The sequence below is a fragment of the Pseudoalteromonas fenneropenaei genome, assembly GCF_042643375.1.
Taxonomy (GTDB): domain Bacteria; phylum Pseudomonadota; class Gammaproteobacteria; order Enterobacterales; family Alteromonadaceae; genus Pseudoalteromonas; species Pseudoalteromonas fenneropenaei.
Genome location: NZ_JBHRSD010000024.1, coordinates 1 through 21,655, shown reverse-complemented (window position 1 = coordinate 21,655; position 21,655 = coordinate 1). Strand labels below are relative to the sequence as shown.

Here is a 21,655-nt window from a genome sequence, read left to right as displayed (position 1 = left end):
TGAACTCTCGATACTCACTGTGCTTATTAGATCAAAGGGCTAGATCTGTGTCTAGCCCTTTTTCAACAGTCTGAAAGGCACCCTAAGGTGCCTTTTCTATTTTCAACTATTAGAACTTATAGTCGAATTGTACGTATGCAAAGCGACCGATGTTGTCATAAGTCGTTTGATCGTAGAATGGCCAGTTGTTTACATCGCTGAATACTGGTTGTTTGTCGAACAAGTTACGGATACCCACAGTTAGCTTTTTGCTATCATCTAGGTGGTAAGAACTGGTTACGTCAAACTGTACGTAAGAAGCGATATGCTGTGGACGACCATAGTTGGTGTAAACTAGGTTGCCAGCCGCATCACGCGTCGTTTCAACGTCATAGTAACCTACTAGGTCACACGTTTTGTTAGCCGTATCACGCTTCTCGTAATCGTCGTAACCTGGTAGGAAGCGGAACGATACTGACGTAGATAGATCGCCTTGATCAAGCGTGAAGCTACCGTTTACGCGGTAATCGCGGTCATCATCATTCTGGTCACACAGTGGCTGTACTACAGACTCTTGGCGGTTTTGCTCAAGGAACTGCTCAACACGTAAGTTGGTGCTGAAAGTACCAAAGCTTAACTCTGTGTTGTAAGTAACGTTGTAGTTAATACCTTTAGAATCAGCAGAGTTTAAGTTTTGTAAGTCAGTTTTAACAAAACCAGTACGCGCTGTGTCATCAATACGACCTTGACCGTTACGAACCACAAGATCAGTTAGGCGACCTGCAGCTTCTTCATCTAGGATTTCTTGGATACCAAGAGTATCAATGATGTTTTCGATTTCAAGTGACCAGTAATCAATTGTGATTGCCACTTCTTCTGTCACATCCCAAACTAAACCTAAGTTGTAAGAGGTTGAAGTCTCTGGTTGTAGCGCAGTGTTACCACCACTCTTAGAGTTTAATTCAACTTGCTTACAATCTGGGTGACTTGCAACATTGCCAGCAGCGTTACATAGTTTGGTATCAACCGCTTTCGTTACACCGAAAGAAGATGACAAGTATAGCTCATCAAGGCCTGGGGCTTTGAAGCCTGTACCGTATGAAGCACGTAGCAATAACGCGTCTGTTGGACGGTATGAAACCTTAGCTGAGTAAGTCGTCTTCGCAGCGTCATCAATACCCCAATCTGCTTTGTCGTTACGTGCAGCTAGGCTTAGTTCAACTTCATCAATGATTGGTAGAGAGAATTCAACGAATACAGCTTGGTTCTTCAAGAAACCGCCGCCATTTGAACCCGCGCCACCGATCACGTCACCTTTGATAGATGCTGTGTCAGAACGGTCAAGGTAGTTTTCACGACGAACGTCAAGACCTGCTGCAACACCAATTTGACCACCTGGTAGTTCGATATCTAACATGCCAGATAGTACAGCAGATGAGAAAGACACTTCGTATTCAGAAGTTCTGTGTACAGATGAATTTAAACCTTCGCAGAAGTCTTTCAATTCAGCTGAAGAACAGTCGTTTTGAATAAACGGGTTAAGTTTGCCTGAAGCAAATGCGTCAGTCAGATCTTTTGCCAATAGTTGACCCGCTTTACCTACCTGACGGTTAGTTAGACGTGAAAAACCAAGGTCATAATTTAATTGCCAATCATCATTTAGTAGGTATTCAAAACCAGTTACCGCTTCGAAAGTCTCGTTGGTATTGTCTTTCATACGGTTAGGGAAGTCTAAATAACGACGACCTACAGATGCACTACCTTTACCAGCAGCAATCTCATCAGCGATGATAGCGCCTAACTCTGGGTTATCTTTGAAACGGTCATTGATTAAGAAATCTCTTAAGTACGGGCTCTTAGATACAGATACAGAACCTGGAGATGGCGCGTTTGACGTTTGCGTGTAAGCACGAGAGTAACGGAACTGAGCGTTAAGCGTGAGATCTGAACTATATTCGTGATTGATAACCGTTAGGATGTTTTGTCTGTCGCTTGCTGGTTGAATTTGATATAAAGAAGCGAAGTCATAAGCACAACGACCACTTGAAAGAATATCAGACTCTGGGCAATCAGACCATGGCGCAGTGCCATTTACACCTTGTGCTTTAGCAGTAGGTGAATCAATTGTAGTGAAACCTGGGATACCATAGCTTGAGCGGCCATCGCCACCTTCAACGCCTGGTAGGAATGCAGTTTTGCCAAACTCACGGTCAGTTGCCTGAATCACGCGGCGCTCAAAATAGTCAACCGAGAACAGAATGTTCGTTTTGTCTGCCGTAGCGCCAGCAGTCATAGAAAATGCAAGTTCATCACCATCCATATGCTCAACCGCCGCACCATATTTCAGGCGAGTTTCAACACCTTGCATATCTTTTTTGGTGATGATGTTCACAACGCCAGATACTGCATCAGAACCGTAAATTGCAGAAGCACCATCAGGTAGGATGTCAATACGCTCAACCGCAGCCATAGGGATTTGGTTAATATCAGTGAATACGCCACCAGCAGAGTTTTTAGGAATACGACGGCCGTTTAAAAGAACTAATGTATAGGCTGAAGAGAAACCACGTAAACCAACCGAAGACGCACCAGCAGACTGACTTAGTGTAGCTGATTCGTTGAAACCACCAGCTGCTGCGTTAGTGCGCAGGAACTCAGCTACAGTAGAGACACCCGTTTTCTCCATTTCAACTGCAGAGTAAACAGTTACTGGTGTGGCAGTTTCCATATCGGTTCTGCTAATACGTGAACCAGTTACTTGAATACGCTCAACCTTAGTTGCGCCTTGTTCAGCTGCAACAGCTTGAGTCGCAGCAACTGATGCACTTGCTGCACCAAAAACAAGTGCTAAGCGCACTGCTTTTGAAACCTGATTATTTAACATTGATTATCTCCCTGGAATAACAAAATTACATGCTATTACATTATTTTGGATTGTATTTTATTTAGCCAAAATGTGTGCTGTGATTTTTTTGAAATGCACACGGCCAGCGATACTAAACGTCACCAGCACAGATAGTCAATATTCAATAATCTCTTGATTCAATAATAACCGCGCCATACAGCCTGCTCAAAAAGCACCCAAAGCAAAAAACAAATACATAAAAATCATATAGATATAAAAAACAAAAATTCATAAAAACAAAAAAACAAAAACAAAACACCAAATAAACATTAAATTAAAATCAGAATTAATTTTAAATAAACCATTTTTATATAAAATAAAAACCAAATTAACAATTAATTTTCTTTACATGTTAAAAATAATTTAAAATAAAAACAGTTCGAAATACAGCCACAACGAATTAAAAATACAAAAAAACCTCGAATAAGGAAATAAAAACACACCAAGAGACTAATAAACATGCTATTTGTATCAAAAATTACAACTATCAGAGAGGGCCGCAACAAACAACACCTTGTTTGAATTTACAAACAAGAACAAATTCAGTTACATGTCAACACAGTACTTTTGGATACAAGGTTAACAACATTTGCAGCTGATAACTTACAACAGACACCTGCTGAAAAGTCGAGCAAAATCAAAAATAATTCAATAAGAACAAATAGATAGAAAAGTGAGAGCTGAGCAAGCTCAACTTAAACAAAGATTTAAAAAAGAAACCGAGATGTGAAAAATGAAACAACTTAAGCTGTACAAACTTACTCTTTATTCCCTTTTCAATAGCGGAAAAAAAATATAAATTTGCGACTAACTACAGGAGCAGATGAAAATATTTCAGTTCAAAAGCAAAAAAATGCCGCTGGATGCGGCATTTTTTAAGTAAGAATCGTTAAGATTAGAACTTCATGTTAACACTGAAGTGTAAGAAACGACCTAATGTGTCATAGAAACCAGCAACCGTGTTTGCGTTGCTTGCGATAGTGCTACCAACCATTGGTGGCTCTTTATCGAAGATGTTGTTCACGCCACCATTTAATGTAACGCGCTCATTCAATGAGTAGCTACCTGACAGGTCAATGAAGCTGAACGAGTCTAAGCCACCATTTTCCACAAGCAACGTGTCTGCTGTACCATCGTAATCAACACTGCCGAAGAAACGCCACTTCATACCCACGCGCCAACCATCTGCGGTGTAGTCAGCTTTGAAAGTGTGACGCCATTTAGGTGTAGTAAAACAGTCTGTACTTACAACACCAGAACAATCATAAGCTAGAGCTGCATCACCTAAGATTGGCTCAACTTCTTTCTTCATGCTGTAGAAACCGTTGAGGTCGAAGCTTAACGTCGCGTTTTCTAGGTCCATTTTGTAACCTACTGTCGCGTCGATACCGCGCCAGTGACGACCACCGATGTTATCGCTCAGGTTAGTGATATAACCTTCTTGACCTAACCATAAACTGCCTGATGGGCTGCGTTTAACGTTATCACAGAAGAACGCATCACCCGTCTCAATACAGTTTTTCAGGATACGTGACGCACCAACTGTACCAACCACTTTTTCCATCTCAATGTTGAAGTAGTCAACTGAGAAGTTAAAGTTTTCAAATGGGTTAGCAACAATACCTAGCGTGATAGTTTCAGCTTCTTCTGGTTGGAGATTTGGGTTACCACCTGCAAACTGATTGTACTGAGCCGCTGGAGACTTAGTTACGTTACCATATTGCGCTGCTGTCATACCTGTACGCGCACACTGCTCGGCAGTGTATGTTGGAGAAGGACCAGCACATGGGTCGTCACCACTCCAAAGGCCGATGTTTTGCGCACCAAACAACTCACCGACGTTAGGTGCACGTACTGCTTTCGCAAAGCTTGCACGCAGCATATAAGCATCAGCAATTGTGTAATCCAAACCTAGTGAGTAAGTTGTATCAGAACCTGAAGTTGAATAATCTGACCAACGTGCAGCAAGGTTTGCATTCAAGCCATCAGTTACTGGGATTTGGAATTCTGTAAATAAATCATTTACGTTGATTTCACCAAATAAGCTTGGCGATGGACCACCCTGACCAAGTAATTGACCTTCAGCGTACACAGTATCAGAAATACGCTCGTAGTTTAGCTCACGACGCTCAAGACCAATTACCATAGCAACTGGTGCATCAGCTGTAGGCAGAGTGAAGTCAAGCTCACCCGTCACATAACCGTTGTAAATAACTTGAGTTACTAAACCAGTTTGCGTACCAACACCTGCTAATTGATCGGCTTGCTCTTTAGTCACGCCACCTAGTGTAAATACGTTGTAGTATAAGCAATCACCTTCACACTCAGTACCTACCGCACCAACGCGAGGACCGATTTTCGGCGCTAATAGATCATTGATATATACAGAGCTTGAAGTCGTTGCAGAGTAGTTATAACTGACATCGTAAGACCAAGTGTCGTTGATCTCACCTTCCATACCAGTAAGAATACGGTAAGAAGTGTGCTCTAGGTTATCAGCACGCGCGCCGCCTTCAACGTTACGTTTACCAATGTACATTACAAATTGGTCTGCACTGGATTGACCGAAGAACTCTTGAAGCTGTTGCTTTTGTAGGTCTGACATCAATGGATTGTTATAATCCATTAGGAATTCTTCATTGAAGAATGTACCTGACTCAGCGATTTGACCCGCTGTACGGTTATGCATCAATGAAAATTCTAAATATGGGCGGAAATGCTCATCAATCTCATATTTTACAAATGAACCAACAGAGAAACGCTCATTTGGACGCATGAAATGGTTTACAGGTGCAAAGTTATATCTGTAACCATCGTCTTCTTTGAAGCCGTTACCACTTGGATCTAGGTAACCCCAATATTCTTGCGTGTAGTCTACTTCACCGTCAACAACTGGGAAAATGTCGAAGTGTGGGTTTGGTGTTGTACCAGAACCACCACACGCGGTGCCCGCAGCACTTAGCGCACATGATGCATAGTCGCGCGAACCTTGTAACAATTCTTCGTTACGACGCCAAACTGCATAGGCAACAGCATGGCCTTTACCATCCGCAAAATCACTACCAATTGTCATATCAATAGTGTATGAGCGACCATCAATACCTGTGCTACCTGTCTCGTAGTCGTAACCACGCTTGTCCATCAGGTCTTGAATATATTTGTTGTCGTTATTGTGTTGATAACCTGACGCGCCAACGTTAAACGCTAGACCTTCAAACTCGTCATTCATTACAAAGTTAACAACACCAGCTACCGCATCAGCACCATAAACTGCACCAGCACCACCTGTTAACACTTCAACGCGTTGGATCAACGATGCTGGTATTTGGTTCACGTCAGGTACTTGAGACGTGATACTACCTGCTTGCATACGACGACCGTTGATAAGCACTAAAGTACGGTTTGAGCCTAAACCACGCAAATCTAGCGTTGCTGTACCTGTTGCGCCGTTCGCTAAGAAAGAAGTTTCAGCAGCTTCGATTTGTGGCAGTTGGTTAAGAATATCTTCTACGCGGTCATAACCACTGAATTTGATTTCTTCAGCTGTCATAACAGTGATTGGGCTTGAAGTTTCGATATCAGTGCGTTTGATACGTGAACCTGTAACCTGAATACGTTCAACCGCTTCTGCGCCTTCTTTTTGCTCTTCTGCAGCAACGTTCACTGAAGTCAGCGCCGCAGACGCAGCACCAAACGCGATCGCTAAACGTACCGCTTTTGTTACTTTATTGTTTAACATTTGATTCTCCCTGGGCCACTTTAAGAGTGGTTTTTATAAAAATTAGCAGCTTTAGCGCTACCGTTAACACAATAGCAGCTTCGCAGAGGAATACTAAACAAATTAACAATAACAGGTCAACAAATATTGGCGACAACCCCACCATGAAATGCAACATTTTTATCAAAAAGTCTCAGAATAAGGTGTTTTTGCATCAAATTTTCAAAGAGTTAGCGACATCAAAAATGTAGGTTTTGCTGTGGATGGAAATTACTTGGCTGGTCACAAAATTCTCGCAACATGGAAAAGATTGCGTTTAGTTGCTTTTCAATGTAATGATCATAATTTATTGGCAAATCAGATGGATACATTCTAGGCCCAGCCACCGTAATGACATATGGAACCACATACCCCGGCTTGGGGGCACTCAATTTCCCAGCGCCCAATTCGACCTTCAAAGCTTTGATATGGGGTGGTATAGACTTGATGTAGCTATCTATAGGTTGTTGCATTTTTTTAAAATAAACCAACTGTTCATCCAATTTTTGCAACAATAACTCTTCTTTATATTGTTCCAGTATGGGAAACAATTCTTTATTACTGAATAAAGCTTCAAACAAGGTGCGTTGAAAGCGTTTGGCCATTTCTGTCCAGTCACTCCTAACCGTCTCTAACCCTTTAAAAACTAAATGCTTACCATCTTCTTTTTGAACCTGGCCGACATAACGCTTCTTGCTCCCAGCCTGTTGATGCCGAATGGTCGGCATAAAAAATGGCTGATAAACAACCTCGAACTCCAATTCTAGATAACTCTCTAAAGCGTAGTTTTTTGCTATTAACTCTCGCCAATTTTGATTAATTATTTTTGTTAATTTTCTACCAGTTTGGACGCATTGTTGAAGGGATGCCTGTCCAGATATCTTTACAAAAGTAGAATCTGTATCGCCATAAATTACCTCGAAACCAGCTTCCTCCAACCATTGTCTAGTTTGTAACATGATCTCATGGCCGCGAAGTGTGATTGAACTGGCCAGCCTTGGGTCATAAAAACGACATCCTGTCGACCCCAAGACACCATAAAAACTGTTCATAATAATTTTGATGGCTTGAGATAACATAGCATCACCTTGTAACTTAGCGCTCTGCCGTGCTGCGGCCAACTCCGCAACCATATTGGGTAAGTGATGATGAATACGACTAAACTTTGCCCCTTTAAAACCATTAACTATGTTGTCTTCACTTTGCATCCCCAAAATCATTCCTAAAGGGTCAACAAGAAAAGTTCTAATTATTGAGGGGTACAAACTTTTAAAGTCCAAAACAATGACATTGTCATAAAGTCCTGGTTTCGAATCCATGACGTAGCCACCCGGGCTATCAAAGTGGATGCGCTGCTCAGCCAGATTGGGGGCAATAAATCCGCTACGATGCAAATGCGGTAAGTACAAATTAGTGAATGCGGCTACAGAGCCGCCTTTACGCTCCAGCTCTAATCCTGTCAGTTGGGTGCGTCGGATACAAAAATCAATCAACTTTAGCTTGGCAAAAATATCAAGTACCAGTTCACAATCCTTGAGGTTGTATGCCGCCAAGGTTGATTTATCGTTATGAAACAAATCGACAATTTCTTCTAAGCGGTCGTTACCCATCAGTAGTTTCTCTTCTCCGAGCACTTCTTTAGCCACATCATTGAGCTTGAAACTCTTAAAATGATAAGTCGCATTTTTTAACGTATCGATACCATCAATAACAACTCGGCCAGGCAACAAGAGTCGAGTAAACTGCCCGGTGTAGATCTGCAGCGGCTCAGCGTCGCGGCCAAGATAAAGCTCTATCCCCAACGCTTTGGCACGCTCATGTAACACCGTAAAATCAAACTCGATAACATGCCATCCTATGACTACATCGGGGTCCCACTGCGCAAAATAATGATGAAGTTGCTCGAACAGCGCCAACTCGTCTGTAACCCATTGAATGTAAAAAGCATGATCTTCACTTTGAGGCTCGCCAATCATCAGCACAACTTGCTGCGTCTCGCATACTAGACCAACGGAAAACAGCACCCCATCGCCATCGCATTCGATATCAAGCGAGAGTACTTTTAAATCTGGTTGATAATGTGGATTGGGCTTTAGCCGAGTTGCAGTAAGGGTGGTAAACGACCCAGCCGCTGAATCTTGCTTACCATTTGCCCATACACCACCGCGAATAAAACGCTCCATCAAATAACGGTCTGTGTGTTTAATATCGTCTTCGTATAAAGCAATACTATCTTTAAGCACTTGCTTGGCTTGGAAGTGTAAATTGGCTGTTTGAAAATACACCGCACTCATCGGATTTAGATCAAAATGTTGGAGTGTCAGCTGCTCAGCCTGATGAGCAATTGCAGCATCACGTAAACGCGCACAAGCTGCATCTAAGTCTATGGTCTTGACAAAAAATACCGCGCGTTCGGCACGAGTAATAACCTTTACCGCACCTTCAGGTGTGGTTAGCCAAAACACAAAATGCATCTGACCTCGAATAGTCAGATGTTGCCGTGACAGCACAAACCCAGGAATTACAACTTGTGTCAAATTACTTCACCACCTACAATACAAAACACTGTAAGTATATACATATCTTTGTGATAACTCGACTTTGGCTTCTCATGCTGTCTGATAAACTAAAAAAAACCATACGTAGCTGCCACGAAAAACTTGCAGCTCAGCTCACAGATTACCGCAATCGCCCTAGTCAAAATTTTTTGGTCGCAGAAATAGCCAAAACCCTCGCTGGTGAATATCACAACACCCAACATATTTGCGTAATAGAAGCCGGGACAGGTACTGGGAAATCACTCGCATACCTACTCGGCGCACTCCCCTTAGCTTTGGCTAAAAAGAAAAAGCTGGTGATCTCAACCGCAACCGTCGCATTACAAGAGCAATTGATCAGTAAAGAGTTGCCTTTTGTGCAAGCGCACAGCGGGTTAAGTTTTACGTTCGATTTGGTTAAAGGCCGACAGCGTTACATCTGTGTCCACAAACTGCTCAATGTGTTTGCTGAGGAAGCGCAACTGAGCTTTATGCCAACCCTTTCGAGCCCTTTAAATAATGAAGAGAAAGCCAGCTTACAGCAATTGCAACAAGCATACAGCGATAAAAAATGGAGCGGCGATCGCGACATTTGGCCAAAACCCATCAGCGATAAAGTTTGGTCGCTGATTGTCTGTGACAAACATGCTTGCCAACGCCAGCTTAAGTCACATCAACATTGTCCGTTCCACCTTGCCCGCAATAAAATTGCTCAGGTTGATGTACTGGTAATTAACCACGCGGTATTGCTCGCTGACCTTGAGTTAGGCGGCGGTAAGATTTTACCCGAGCCAGAGGATACTTTTTACGTCATTGATGAGGCGCACCATTTACCACAAGTTACGCGTGACTTTTCTTCTGCAGCAGCCACTATCAAAGGCACCATAGAATGGGCCGATAAATTACTTAAATTCAGCGGCAAACTTGCCAATACCATAGTGGCGCAAAAGGCCATTGGCCAAAACTTTAAGCTCAATGACGCACTCAACGAGACAACCAAACAACTAAAACATGTTCGCGATATGCTAGATAATGCGGAATATGAATATAACAGTGACGAGCACTTTCGCTTTAATCACGGTCAAATCCCTGAGCTTTTGCAGCAACGGGCCAAAGACATTGCCGATGCTACGCAGGACACCTTACGCTCACTCACAAAAATGCATGAAGCACTCAGCAGCGATGTTGCAGATGGCGATGTTAAAACAACCGTCGCTGATCCACTCTTAATCGAGAGTGGCCAATATATCCAGCGCTTGGAAACCCTACAAAAACTTTGGTACAGCTATGCCGAAAAAGGCCAAAGTATGCCTCATGCGCGTTGGATAAAGCGTCTTGAGTATAAAAATCACCATGACTATTTGCTCTGTGATTGCCCGATAGAAGTCGGTTATTATTTGAAAGATCAACTATGGCAAAAATGTGCAGGCGCGATTTTATGCTCTGCCACCTTAAGTGCTCTTGGTACATTTGATCATTTCGCATTTGCCAGCGGTCTTGCTAACGAGCCTGGCGTGCGCTTTATTAAAGCCCCTTCTCCATTTGAATATGAACAGCAAGCACTGCTGCATATTCCAAAAACGGATGTTGAGCCAACCCATCCTGACTTCAGTCAATACCTGATAAAGGCGTTACCAAGTTACCTTGATAAAAAAGGCGCTAATCTAGTGCTGTTTGCCTCCTATTGGCAGATGGAACAAGTCGCCAAGGGGCTTCGCGCCAAAGGATGGAGTTTGCTTATTCAAGGTGAAAGTTCCCGCGAGGCACTTTTAACATTGCACAAAAATAAAGTGGATAACAATCAGGGCAGCATCTTATTTGGCACCCAAAGTCTATCTGAAGGACTTGATTTGCCAGGGAAATACTTAGAAAACCTGATTATTACTAAAATCCCTTTTGCGGTCCCGACCTCACCAGTAGAAGAAGCACAAGCTGAATTTATTGAAAGTAAAGGCGGCAACCCTTTTTTATCTATCACAGTACCTGAAGCTGCAAAGAAATTAGTACAAAGCTGTGGTAGACTGCTGCGCAAAGAAACTGATTTTGGCCGTATTACAATCCTCGATAGGCGCTTAGTTAGTAAACGCTATGGCCAAGCGATGTTGGATTCCTTGCCTCCTTTTAAAAGACAAATAGACTGATCATTATGATGGAATTTGCGCTCGACCCAACCACATGGGCCTTATTATGTTTAGTGGCTATGGTGGCCGGATTTATTGATGCCATCGCAGGCGGAGGCGGGATGCTTACTGTTCCTGCACTTTTAACCGCGGGTTTACCCCCTCATCTTACCCTAGGAACCAATAAACTGGCAGCAAGCTTTGGCTCTATTACCGCCAGCTTTGCATACTACCGTCAGCAGCTGTTTGACCCCAAATTCTGGGCGCAATCCATTCTCGCCACTGCAATCGGTGCTTTACTCGGCACATTATTAGTCGATCAGCTCAGTATAGATTTTCTCAATAAGCTCATCCCCGTCGTGATCATCATGGTGGCATGCTACAGCCTACTTGGTAAACTCAGCCCAACTGATGAGCATTCATTACCTATTGTGTCCGCGGCGTTACGCGCTAAACAGTGGGTGCAAGGTCTGTTACTTGGCTTCTATGATGGCCTAGCAGGCCCAGGCACTGGCACCTTTTGGACTGCATCAAACAGCTTAATCTATAAAATGAGCTTATTACTCAACTGTGGTTTGGCTCGTTCAATGAACTTTGTCTCGAACTTTATTTCGCTCATCACTTTTGTTGCGCTCGGCCATGTAAACTTTGTGCTAGGCATTTCGATGGGTTTTTTTCTCATGGTTGGCTCATGGTTTGGCGCTCAATCCGCGATCAAGTTCGGCAATAAGCTGATCAAACCGTTATTTAACACTGTGGTGATCATCCTTGCCGCTAAACTCATCTACGAGGCCTACTGGTAATGCAAAAAGGACTGGTGAAGTTAGAACAGCAAGTGGCCATGCTCGCAGAGAAAGCTGTGGAGTTTGATAAAGCCAAATGGTTTGAAAAAAATCGCTTTATTCAAAATAAGCATGGCTTGTTCGATTCGCCATTATTTGCGTCAAAGAGCTTGTTACTTCAAGACTATGTCGATGAGATAGCACTGAGTCTAAAACATTTACCAGCAACTTCACAGCGCCATGCCTTCGCTTTCGCCATTGAAAAAATCGGTATGCAGGTGGAGTCTGTAGTTAAAGTGCTGCAAGCAACGCCGGTGTGGGCGAAGGAAAATCGCAGCTCTCCTAAAGCCAAGGCTCAGGTTTATCGTAAAGCCGTCGCAAAGATCATGCAATCTTCTCATGAGCTTTATCAGGAACTATCACAAAATCATGAATTTGAACGACGTCTACAAGCTATGATCACAGAGCGGCAAAGTCAGCTCGATAGTGCCAACAGCGATACGGCAAGGCAACAACTGCATGCTGAAATTTTGGCACTCCATGCTCGCTTGGGGCGCTGCCGCAAAGCAATCAGTGCTACGGAAGATAAGATTGTCGCGCTGGAAAAACAAAGTCGATGATCTTCTATTCAGACACTTACTCAGCACTGGACTTGCCAGAGCGGCATCGTTTCCCGATTAAAAAGTATCAACAGCTATTTAATTTTTTGCACACTTTGCCCTGTCGCGATTTACTCATCACCGACAACCGCCCTATTGACATTGAATATTTGCAACTGGCGCATTGCCCTTTATATGTTGAGCGGTTTTTAACCGGCACTTTGGATGCGAAAGCTATCCGAAAAATCGGTTTCCCGTGGGATGAAAAATTGTGCAAGCGCACACTTGCCTCTGTTGGCAATACCTTACGGGCAGCCGAATACGCACTTTTGCACGGCGTTGCCGCCAATATTGGTGGCGGATACCATCATGCGCATTATGACTACGGGGCGGGCTACTGTATTTTTAACGATTGTGTGGTCGCAGCAAAAACTTTACTTGCACGCGAGCAAGTAACTAAAGTCCTGATCTTTGACTGCGATGTCCATCAAGGCGACGGCTCAGCAACCATGTGCGCCTCGGATGAGCTTATTATTACTTGTTCACTACATTGTGAGCAGAATTTTCCTACACAAAAAGCCTGTTCAGACTATGATTTTGCTCTGCCGCCAAATACCACCGACGAACTTTATCTGCGTACAGTGAATGAAGCCTTGTCGCTTGCTATTCGTCTGCATCAACCAGACATCGTTTTTTATAATGCTGGCGCAGATATTTTTAAGCATGATGAGCTAGGTCATTTTGCACTTTCACTCGCAGGAGTAAAACAGCGTGATGCTCGGGTATTAGCCTACTGCAAACAAGCCCAGATCCCTGTAGTTGCGGTGCTGGGTGGCGGCTATCAGCGTAATACGCAAAAAGTGGTCGAGGTACATCTGCAACTTTTTTATGCGTTACTCGAAAACCTTGATCTTATGGTATAGACTCAGTGCAGTTGACCGCTAAATGGAAGCATCTGGCTATGCGATTGCACGACGACGTACACAACTATTATGAAAAAATCATGTTAGACAAAATTGTGGCCCTCAAACTTGATGAGAAATATGACGAGGACACGATGGCCGATTTCTGCTGTACGGTATTAAACCAGCTGCCATCTCGCTATATTCGTTTTGATGTTGATATGGCTTTTTATTTGTCACAACATGAGCGTATTCAAATGGAGCAACGCGTTGCGACGGCAATCGAAGTTGCGATTTCTCAAGTCGCCAAAAAAAGGAACTCGCCTACCCCATGACACACACATTAGAAACTGCGCCAGACCATGTTCAGCTTGCCGTGGATTTAATTTTACTGTTAGAGCAAAACGACATCCCTGCGGCACAAGCATTGCGAGCGCTAGCAATCGTCACGCAAGATTACCAGCATAAACTAGAGTTAGAAGATAATATTTAACATTTAATTAATAAAAATGCGCTAAAGTGATTTTTTAACTCAAGGAAAAGAACTTTAGATGCGTTTACTTACTCTTTTAATTGCCACACCTTATTGTTTTGCGACCGATTTTGCTGCGTTACCTGAAGCACTGCCTGCGCCATGGGTAATTAACAGCACCGAGCCGGTTTTTGATTTTGATGGCGATGGTTGTTTACCAAGTGCCGGAATTAATCAGTCTGGCATCGCCAATCCAGGCCTTAACCCTTCTGGTCGCTTAACCTCAGATTGCCGTGATAATGCCTTTTTACAAACCTCGAATACTCTACACCGCTACGCTTGCACAACAAACCATAAAGGGCAATTTTGCGGCCATTTTTATGCGTTATATTTTAAAAAAGATCAGGTGTTTGACTATTTAGGTGGGGGCCATCGCCACGACTGGGAGTATGCCGCTGTTTGGACTATCGACGGTATAGTGACGCACGGCAGTTATAGTGCTCACGGCAAACTTTATAGTAAAGCCGCCAGTGAGCTGCCTTTTGAAAACAATCATCTGAAAATTGTGTACCATAAGGATGGGTTGTTAACCCATGCGATGCGTTTTGCAAAGCCAATGGAAAGCGCTGAAAACAGTTATAATCGCTTTGTCACACCACCCATTATTTCTTGGTATCATATGCGCACAGCTAGCCTAGACAATAGTCAGTTACGCACCTTATTAAATCAGTTTGATTATGGTTCAGCGACTATCCCGCTTAAAGATAGTCACTTTTTATCAAATTTAAACCAATTTCGACCAGCTGGTTATCCTGAATTTAGCCAAGAGGATGTACTAAGCTCCCGCTAAACTTGCTGGCATTGCAAGATTAATCTGGCTGAGCTTGTGCTAACTTAAACTGGGCAAAGGCAGCCGCATCCAGCGCCGCATTTTGCTGACAAAGAAAATAGGCAACGTCATCACGATGCGGGGTTGGTGTAATATGGTGACCATCTTCCCAATAGAGCACAGCATAATGTACCAACTCTTTCAAATAGCAATGATCCCAAGCATAGTGGCAGTAACCGTGATGGTCTGACAGATAGGGGGCATACTGACTCTCAGTAGACCATTCAAGTTCGTTATTTTTGTATGCTGCAAAGGCTTTAGCATCCGCTTCCGCAGTCTCTGAATCAACAAAATAGGCAATATCCCGACGCGGTGGTAAAGCCTGAGGTAAACCGAACTTCTCGCTCACCGCGCTACATTCAACCACAATCCAGCCAATGAAGTGTTTGGCTATCTGATGATCCCATTTTAGTGCCACAAACATTTATCACTCCTTTATGTAAGAAACAAACAACCTGAGTGTACCAGTATTTGCGTACAGATATTATTGCAAAAATACAATTAACAACAAATTAATTTTAAATTAATAATTACAAAGACACTTGGCCAGCAATGCATATTTAAACATCTTTAACGCATTAAAATTCCCCGTTTAGAAAGTTCACAACTCACTGAAAAGCTGAGTTCTTAGTATTTTTATGCACTCAATATCGGGAAAAATCCGTGCAAAGTTTATACGCAATGCAATAATTTAACGAATACAACAAATTTATCCAATAATATTTAACAATAAATTTTGCATAAAAACCCTTCTTTTTTGGATAAAAATCTATAAAATCTCGCATTCCGTTGAATAGTCATTTTTGTACCCTTTTTATTGGTCTTGTTTAATTTTGACAGCGGTGATTAGTTAATAACCGACAATAAACACAACACAGGATCGAGGACTTTAATTGTGATGAAATCTTTGCAACCAAGTTTGATAGCACTCGCCGTCGTAGCGAATATTTATGACATTAACATTGTTAATGCAGCCGAAGTTCATAGTACAGCAAAAGCCATTGAAACCATTCAAATCACAGCGACTCGCCGTGCCGGTACAGTTCAGGAAGCGCCGCTGAACATTACTGCGGTTGACGCAGATGTCATGAAAGATCAAAACATTGGCGACTTAGAAGACGTTGCACGCTGGGTACCTGGTTTGACTGTTACCGATCAAGGTGGTCGTGAAGGCTCTCCTATCATTGTACGTGGCTTAAATACCAACTCCTCTGAACGCGCTTCAGATTCTGGTACTGTGGCAACTTACCTCGGCGAAATCCCGCTGAGCTTAAATCTACGCTTGACTGATATTGAGCGTGTTGAAGTGTTAATTGGTCCACAAGGCACACTCTATGGCGCAGGTACTTTAGGCGGCGCTATTCGTTACATGCTAAAAGCCCCAGTGATGGACATCACTGAAGGACAAGTTTCTGGGGATGTATTCAGTCTCAGTGAAAGCGATGGCACTGGCAGTGAGTTTGGTTTGGTATTCAACTTACCACTTATTACCGATGAACTTGCAGTTAGAACGAGCATCAATCGTTATCACAATCCTGGGTTTTTGGATTATAACTACGTTACGAAAACGCCTGGAGTCACAAACCAAGATCCAAACTGGCAAGATGCTGCTGCCGTGGCTGACAATATTAAACAAGTTAAAGATGCCAACGATGAGACTATTACCACAGCGCGTGTATCTTTACGTTGGGTACCAAATGATACCTTTAACGGTACATTGAATTATTTCTACCAAAAACAAGAAAATGGTGGCAATTCTATCACTCAGTACCAGTCGCTCGCCGAGTCAAATCCTTTACACAACCTAGTTGGTAAGTATGAATCTGCCTATCGCGTTGAAGAACCAAACGAGCAAAACAACGACTTGCTAAGTTTGGAATTGAACGTTGACCTTGAATTTGCCGATTTGGTCTCAGCCTCAGGTTGGTCAAGCTATGATAACGATGGTCAACGCGACCAAACCGACTTGCTCTATGATATTTGGTCAGGGTACGCTGATTTCCCGACATTTACTGCATTGACTCGTGATACCACTAAGCAAGACAGCTTCACCCAAGAGATCCGTTTGGTATCAAAAGGTGACAGTAAGTTCAACTGGATCGCTGGGGTTTATTACAACAAAGTTGAGACTTCAAGCGATGACCGTGAGTACACACCAGGATTGACTGAATATTGGGGTGGTGGCATTCCAAATATTGAACCCGACCTTGAATATATTGCATTGGCCGACTCAACTACCAAAGAGTCTGCTCTATTTGGTGAGATTGGCTATGAAGTAACAGAGGCATTCAACGTTACTTTAGGTGCCCGTTTTTATAAGTACGATGTCAATACGCTATCGGGTTCCGCAACACCGCTCTATTCAGGCGATGTTACGGCGTTATCGCAAATCGAATTTGAAAAAATAGCTGCTAAAGATGATGGCCAACTATTCAAGTTTAACGCTAACTATACTTGGGATAATGGCGTATTAACTTACTTTACCGTAAGCGAAGGTTTTCGTATCGGCGGCGGCAATGGTCTGAAGTCATGCCCTGAGCAACTACCTGATCAACAAATCATTTGTGCGCTACCGAACGAGCTCGATTACAAACCTGACACCACTACCAATTACGAGTTAGGCCTTAAATCAACTTGGTTGAAAAACCGTCTACATTTCAACGCCGCGGTGTTTAGTGTGGATTGGAATGATGCACAGATCACCACAGTCACAGTAAACGGACAAGAAATCATCACAGCTAACGCAGGTGCTGCAAATTCTACTGGTGTTGAGTTATCAACCCGTGCGGTGCTCAATGATAATTGGACAACTTATGCCACTTATTCATACGCAAAAGCTGAGCTGACAGAAGACGCTCCAGCATTATTTGGTGTTGTTGACTCAAGCTATCAAAGCTATTACGACGGCGCCAAAGGTGACCGTTTACCCGGTGCTCCTGAACATCAATTCTCATTTGGTGTGAGTTATGAGCAAGAGGTTTTCGGCGATAAAATGCTAAACGTCAACTACGGCTTAACGGCTCAAAGCGACGTCTATACTAAAGTAGGCTTAAAAGCTGATGGCGAAACTTTACCTGGCTATGCACTTAGCAACTTAAGTGCAAAAGTTTCGGGTGAAGCTTGGTCTGCGACACTTTACATTGATAACTTATTCGACAAATACGCATTTACCTCGGTACGTCGTGATAAGTCTTGGTCAGGACTCGCTCGCTACGCTGACGAAAACAAAGAATTACCAGAACTGCAACGCGTTTATGGTCATTACATTACCAAACCTCGTACTATAGGTGTTAAATTTACCTATAATTTCGAACTATAAAAGCTGAGGGGCTTCGCCCCTCCCTTATTGAATGTATGTTGAATTATCACCACGTAGAACAACTACTCATAAAAAACCAACTCTTAGAAGCACATCAACAACTTGTTGCGCACTTAAAAAACGCGCCTCAAGATCATCGCGCCTTTCTACTGCTCAGCAAACTACATGTAAAAAATCGCGATCTAAATAAAGCGCTCGCAATCATTGAACATTGCATCACGCTTTCGTCCATGGCTTTATATTGTTTAGAAAAGGCCAAATTACTCTATTTTTTGAACCAACCGCAAGCTGCGAAAGACGCCTTGGCTAGAGCAACTGAACGCCATTTCGACGCGTTAGACCATGACTGTGCCGCTAACTTATATCTTCGCCTTAACCAATATCAAGCTGCTCATCAGCAATTTGCTAAGGCGTATCGGCTTGCACCAACCCAGCCTGAGATCCTGCTCAATTATGCCATCAGCGAGAAAATGTGCGGCAATTTAGATTTGGCTACACAGCTGCTAAATGATTGTGTCTCACTCAATCCCAACCACTATCGCGCCCAGTTGGCTTACAGTGAAATCAGCCCAAAAACAATAGCTGAAGATAGAATTGCACAGCTAAACGCGATATTAGCCCAACAACAAAAAGTGCGAAATACAGCACCTGTTGCTCAGCAATACTTACATCATGCTCTGGCCTTAGAGTACGAAAAGCAAGGTGAATTTCAATCGGCATGGACACATTTCAGCCTCAGTAAAGCGGCTGTTAGTCAACATAGTCGGTTCGAAAAAGATGCATTTCAAGAGTATATTGCCAGTGTTAAAGCACAACTTAACACACCACTAAACTACGAACCATATCACGACATTGAGCCCATTTTTATTATCGGCATGCCACGTTCAGGTACTAGCTTAACAGAGCAAATCCTCGCGCAATTAGTAGCCGTGGAAGGACTGGGTGAATTAACTGCGCTTGCACAATACTTGCAAATCAGCCCTGACTTCGCACACAACACTCAGCAATTACAAAACGCCTATCAAAGCTCCTCTGTCGTAGAACGCTATCACCAATTTTATCAACAGTTGTCTAAGCAGCAGCGAGGCATAGATAAACAACCATTTAATATCTTGTTCGCCGACCTCTTAATTAAGGCATTTCCAAACGCTAAGCTTTTGATTTTGAATCGCAATCGTTTTGACACTTGTATTGGCAATATGCGTCAATTATTTCAAAGCTCGAGTCCATTTCATCAGTATAGTTTTTCATTTTCGGATATTTGTGCTTACTACGACGGTATTGATGATTTAGCCCAGCATTTAGCAACACATTACCCAAACCAAGTGTCACGAGTTAGCTACGAAATGCTGGTCACTGAGCCACAACATACCATGACTGAGATTTGTGCGTTTTTAGGACTGCAATGGCACAGTAACGCACTGAATTTCCATCAAACGCAGTACTTTTCCGCAACTGCGAGTAAGCAGCAATTGCGACAACCTTTAAACAGTCGTTCGCTCGGTAAATTTCGCGGAATTTATCCCTTAGACTGCTGAATCGTGTTGAACAGGTGGCTTTTCAGCATAGGGATGTTACAGTAACCAAAGGTTGTAAATTGGTTGTGGAAGTATCTATGAATTCCCAAGATAAAATAAGAAAAATCATTATATTAGGTGGTGGAACCGCAGGCTGGTTAGCGGCCTGCCATTTAGCGAGAAAACTGAAGCCAAACCACTCCGATGGGATACAAATTGAGTTAATTGAATCACCTCATTGCCCCAATATCGGCGTTGGCGAGGGCACGGTGCCGTTAATGGCAAAAACACTTAAGGAATTTGGCATCAGTGAAAGCGAATTTATTCAAAGCTGTAATGTTTCCTTTAAGCAAGGCATTTTATTCGAAAATTGGAATAAGCCAGCAGCAGAGAATACAGAACCGCACCGTTATTACCACCCTTTTGAATATCCACTTCTCAACAATGACAGCGTTGCCAACTGGCTACAAACCAAGCCAAGTGATTTCTCCTACGCGATGGGCATGCAATCGACCATTTGCGATTTAGGCCTTGCGCCCAAAGCGATTACTGACAAAGAGTATGAAGGTAAACTGCCTTACGGCTATCACCTTGATGCCGGCTTGTTTTCTCAGTTTTTGGCAAAACACGCAACCACGAAACTCGGGGTGTCACATCGTTGTGCTCACATCATTGATGCCGAGCTGACACCTGACGAACATATTACGTGTTTAATTGATGAGCATGGTAATCGCTATGCGGCTGATTTTTTCGTTGATTGCTCGGGTTTTGAAGCGTTCTTGTTGCAGCAAAAGTTGCAAGTTCCTACCATACCACTGACACACACTTTATTTGTTGATAGAGCTTTAACCATTCAGATTGGCCACGATGAGCGCACGCCTATTGTGTCTTACACTAAAGCTACCGCACATCAAAGTGGTTGGATCTGGGACATTGCCCTACCTACACGCCGTGGTATTGGTTTGGTCTACTCATCTCAATATATGGCTGAAAATGACGCACGCACATTACTTGGCGATTACATCAATGATGCTGAAAAAGCGCAAGGTGCTCGCCTCATTGATATGAAAATTGGTTACAAAGCACAATTTTGGAAAGGCAATTGTGTCGCGATAGGCTTGGCACAAGGTTTTGTTGAACCACTAGAAGCAACGGGTTTATTACTCTTTGATGTCACCTCAAAGTTACTCGCTACACAATTTCCCGTCTACAAATCACAGCTAACGATCTGCGAGAGGCGTTATAACCAAGACGTCAAACACTTGTGGGAAAGCGTGGCGGTATTTATTAAACTCCATTATGCCTTATCCAATCGCGATGATAGCCGCTTTTGGCTAGATAATCGCGATCCCGCAACTTGGCCACCAAGACTCAATGAATTGTTACATCAATGGCGTTATCAGGTACCAAGCTATTATGATTTACCTAATGGATTGGACGCGTTTCATTTGGAGAATTATCTCTACGTACTGTATGGAATGGCATTTGAAACCCGCATAGAAGAAATTGCCCATCGCTATGAGCACGCTGAAAAAGCACAGCAACAATTCGCTACCATCCGCGCAACTGCGCCCCAACTTGCCAAACACTTGCAAGCCAATCAAATGCTGCTGGAGAAAATCAAACAGTTTGGGCTCAGCAAAATATAGCGCTTTGCGCCATTCTCATCATGCGCCGCGGTGCTTGTTAGACTGCGGCCACCTCCCCCTCACACAGCTAACTCCATAACCTAAAAGTAAAAGATCCACCTTCTGAAGAAGGTGGCTTTGCATTAGCCCCTTAGAAGGGGGCGTTGTTTACTCAAGTGTCAGCTGAGCTTGCTCTTGCATCTCTTCCTTTTCTTGATGCCTTACGTACCGCCTGATAATTTCTTCGTT

At 43.1% G+C, this 21,655-nt stretch carries 14 protein-coding genes and 1 pseudogene; 10 read left to right on the top strand and 5 right to left on the bottom strand.

From position 1 onward, the window contains the following. Nucleotides 1-109: 109 nt before the first annotated feature. The 3 genes from ACFOEE_RS13965 to ACFOEE_RS13955 form a co-directional block, all read right to left on the bottom strand. Nucleotides 110-2,863 (bottom strand): TonB-dependent receptor plug domain-containing protein, encoded by a 2,754-nt coding sequence (locus ACFOEE_RS13965; RefSeq protein WP_377125377.1) that lies wholly within the window; start codon nucleotides 2,861-2,863, stop codon nucleotides 110-112. A gap of 916 nt (nucleotides 2,864-3,779) precedes the next feature. Next, nucleotides 3,780-6,623: a TonB-dependent receptor domain-containing protein gene (locus ACFOEE_RS13960; protein WP_377125374.1), complete on the bottom strand. Its 2,844-nt coding sequence runs from the start codon at nucleotides 6,621-6,623 to the stop codon at nucleotides 3,780-3,782. A gap of 218 nt (nucleotides 6,624-6,841) precedes the next feature. Then, the gene (locus ACFOEE_RS13955) at nucleotides 6,842-9,178 is read right to left on the bottom strand and encodes a DNA polymerase II (RefSeq protein ID WP_377125371.1); all 2,337 of its coding nucleotides are present in this window, start codon (nucleotides 9,176-9,178) and stop codon (nucleotides 6,842-6,844) included. Nucleotides 9,179-9,252: 74 nt separating this feature from the next. On the opposite strand from ACFOEE_RS13955, the gene dinG reads away from it, so the two are divergent. Genes dinG through ACFOEE_RS13920 form a run of 7 tightly spaced genes read left to right on the top strand, consistent with a single transcriptional unit; the run spans nucleotide 9,253 to nucleotide 14,903 of the window. Next, entirely contained in the window at nucleotides 9,253-11,319 is a 2,067-nt protein-coding gene (gene dinG / locus ACFOEE_RS13950; RefSeq protein WP_377125368.1) for an ATP-dependent DNA helicase DinG, read from the top strand. Between the two features lie 5 nt (nucleotides 11,320-11,324). After that, nucleotides 11,325-12,101: a TSUP family transporter gene (locus ACFOEE_RS13945; RefSeq protein ID WP_377125366.1), complete on the top strand. Its 777-nt coding sequence runs from the start codon at nucleotides 11,325-11,327 to the stop codon at nucleotides 12,099-12,101. Then, the gene (locus ACFOEE_RS13940; RefSeq protein WP_377125363.1) at nucleotides 12,101-12,700 is read left to right on the top strand and encodes a primosomal replication protein; all 600 of its coding nucleotides are present in this window, start codon (nucleotides 12,101-12,103) and stop codon (nucleotides 12,698-12,700) included. Before ACFOEE_RS13945 ends, ACFOEE_RS13940 begins: the two co-directional genes overlap by 1 nt. Then, nucleotides 12,697-13,602, top strand: a complete 906-nt coding sequence (locus ACFOEE_RS13935; RefSeq protein WP_377125360.1) for a histone deacetylase family protein — start codon at nucleotides 12,697-12,699, stop codon at nucleotides 13,600-13,602. Before ACFOEE_RS13940 ends, ACFOEE_RS13935 begins: the two co-directional genes overlap by 4 nt. A gap of 38 nt (nucleotides 13,603-13,640) precedes the next feature. Next, nucleotides 13,641-13,916 carry a late competence development ComFB family protein gene (locus ACFOEE_RS13930; RefSeq protein WP_377125357.1) on the top strand — a complete coding sequence of 92 codons (276 nt, stop codon included), beginning with the start codon at nucleotides 13,641-13,643 and terminating at the stop codon, nucleotides 13,914-13,916. Next, complete coding sequence (gene rsmS, locus ACFOEE_RS13925) at nucleotides 13,913-14,074, top strand: pleiotropic regulatory protein RsmS (RefSeq protein ID WP_377125354.1); 162 nt, start codon at nucleotides 13,913-13,915, stop codon at nucleotides 14,072-14,074. The genes ACFOEE_RS13930 and rsmS overlap by 4 nt, the downstream gene beginning before the upstream one ends. Before the next feature lie 58 nt (nucleotides 14,075-14,132). Beyond that, on the top strand, nucleotides 14,133-14,903 hold the full coding sequence (locus ACFOEE_RS13920) for an NPP1 family protein (RefSeq protein WP_377125351.1): 771 nt from the start codon (nucleotides 14,133-14,135) through the stop codon (nucleotides 14,901-14,903). Between the two features lie 19 nt (nucleotides 14,904-14,922). Here the strand turns inward: ACFOEE_RS13920 and ACFOEE_RS13915 are convergent, their stop codons facing one another. After that, nucleotides 14,923-15,366, bottom strand: a complete 444-nt coding sequence (locus ACFOEE_RS13915; RefSeq protein ID WP_377125348.1) for a hypothetical protein — start codon at nucleotides 15,364-15,366, stop codon at nucleotides 14,923-14,925. Nucleotides 15,367-15,840: 474 nt separating this feature from the next. Between ACFOEE_RS13915 and ACFOEE_RS13910 the strand changes: the two genes are divergently transcribed. The 3 genes from ACFOEE_RS13910 to ACFOEE_RS13900 all read left to right on the top strand — a co-directional run bounded on the left by ACFOEE_RS13910 (nucleotide 15,841) and on the right by ACFOEE_RS13900 (nucleotide 21,427). Then, nucleotides 15,841-18,261, top strand: a complete 2,421-nt coding sequence (locus ACFOEE_RS13910) for a TonB-dependent receptor (RefSeq protein WP_377125345.1) — start codon at nucleotides 15,841-15,843, stop codon at nucleotides 18,259-18,261. 35 nt (nucleotides 18,262-18,296) lie between these two features. Continuing rightward, nucleotides 18,297-19,799: a tetratricopeptide repeat-containing sulfotransferase family protein gene (locus ACFOEE_RS13905; protein WP_377125342.1), complete on the top strand. Its 1,503-nt coding sequence runs from the start codon at nucleotides 18,297-18,299 to the stop codon at nucleotides 19,797-19,799. A 77-nt stretch (nucleotides 19,800-19,876) separates the two neighbouring features. Then, nucleotides 19,877-21,427, top strand: a complete 1,551-nt coding sequence (locus ACFOEE_RS13900) for a tryptophan halogenase family protein (protein ID WP_377125339.1) — start codon at nucleotides 19,877-19,879, stop codon at nucleotides 21,425-21,427. 147 nt (nucleotides 21,428-21,574) lie between these two features. Here the strand turns inward: ACFOEE_RS13900 and ACFOEE_RS13895 are convergent. Beyond that, nucleotides 21,575-21,655 (bottom strand): annotated as a pseudogene (locus ACFOEE_RS13895) (IS200/IS605 family transposase); the annotation flags it as partial.

Coding starts and splice junctions, on each gene's coding strand:
- dinG (WP_377125368.1), top strand. CDS start 9,253: ATGCTGTCTGATAAACTAAAAAAAACCATACGTAGCTGCCACGAAAAA.
- ACFOEE_RS13905 (WP_377125342.1), top strand. CDS start 18,297: ATGTTGAATTATCACCACGTAGAACAACTACTCATAAAAAACCAACTC.
- ACFOEE_RS13920 (WP_377125351.1), top strand. CDS start 14,133: ATGCGTTTACTTACTCTTTTAATTGCCACACCTTATTGTTTTGCGACC.
- rsmS (WP_377125354.1), top strand. CDS start 13,913: ATGACACACACATTAGAAACTGCGCCAGACCATGTTCAGCTTGCCGTG.
- ACFOEE_RS13935 (WP_377125360.1), top strand. CDS start 12,697: ATGATCTTCTATTCAGACACTTACTCAGCACTGGACTTGCCAGAGCGG.
- ACFOEE_RS13900 (WP_377125339.1), top strand. CDS start 19,877: ATGAATTCCCAAGATAAAATAAGAAAAATCATTATATTAGGTGGTGGA.
- ACFOEE_RS13910 (WP_377125345.1), top strand. CDS start 15,841: ATGAAATCTTTGCAACCAAGTTTGATAGCACTCGCCGTCGTAGCGAAT.
- ACFOEE_RS13945 (WP_377125366.1), top strand. CDS start 11,325: ATGATGGAATTTGCGCTCGACCCAACCACATGGGCCTTATTATGTTTA.
- ACFOEE_RS13915 (WP_377125348.1), bottom strand. CDS start 15,366: ATGTTTGTGGCACTAAAATGGGATCATCAGATAGCCAAACACTTCATT.
- ACFOEE_RS13965 (WP_377125377.1), bottom strand. CDS start 2,863: ATGTTAAATAATCAGGTTTCAAAAGCAGTGCGCTTAGCACTTGTTTTT.
- ACFOEE_RS13940 (WP_377125363.1), top strand. CDS start 12,101: ATGCAAAAAGGACTGGTGAAGTTAGAACAGCAAGTGGCCATGCTCGCA.
- ACFOEE_RS13930 (WP_377125357.1), top strand. CDS start 13,641: ATGCGATTGCACGACGACGTACACAACTATTATGAAAAAATCATGTTA.
- ACFOEE_RS13960 (WP_377125374.1), bottom strand. CDS start 6,623: ATGTTAAACAATAAAGTAACAAAAGCGGTACGTTTAGCGATCGCGTTT.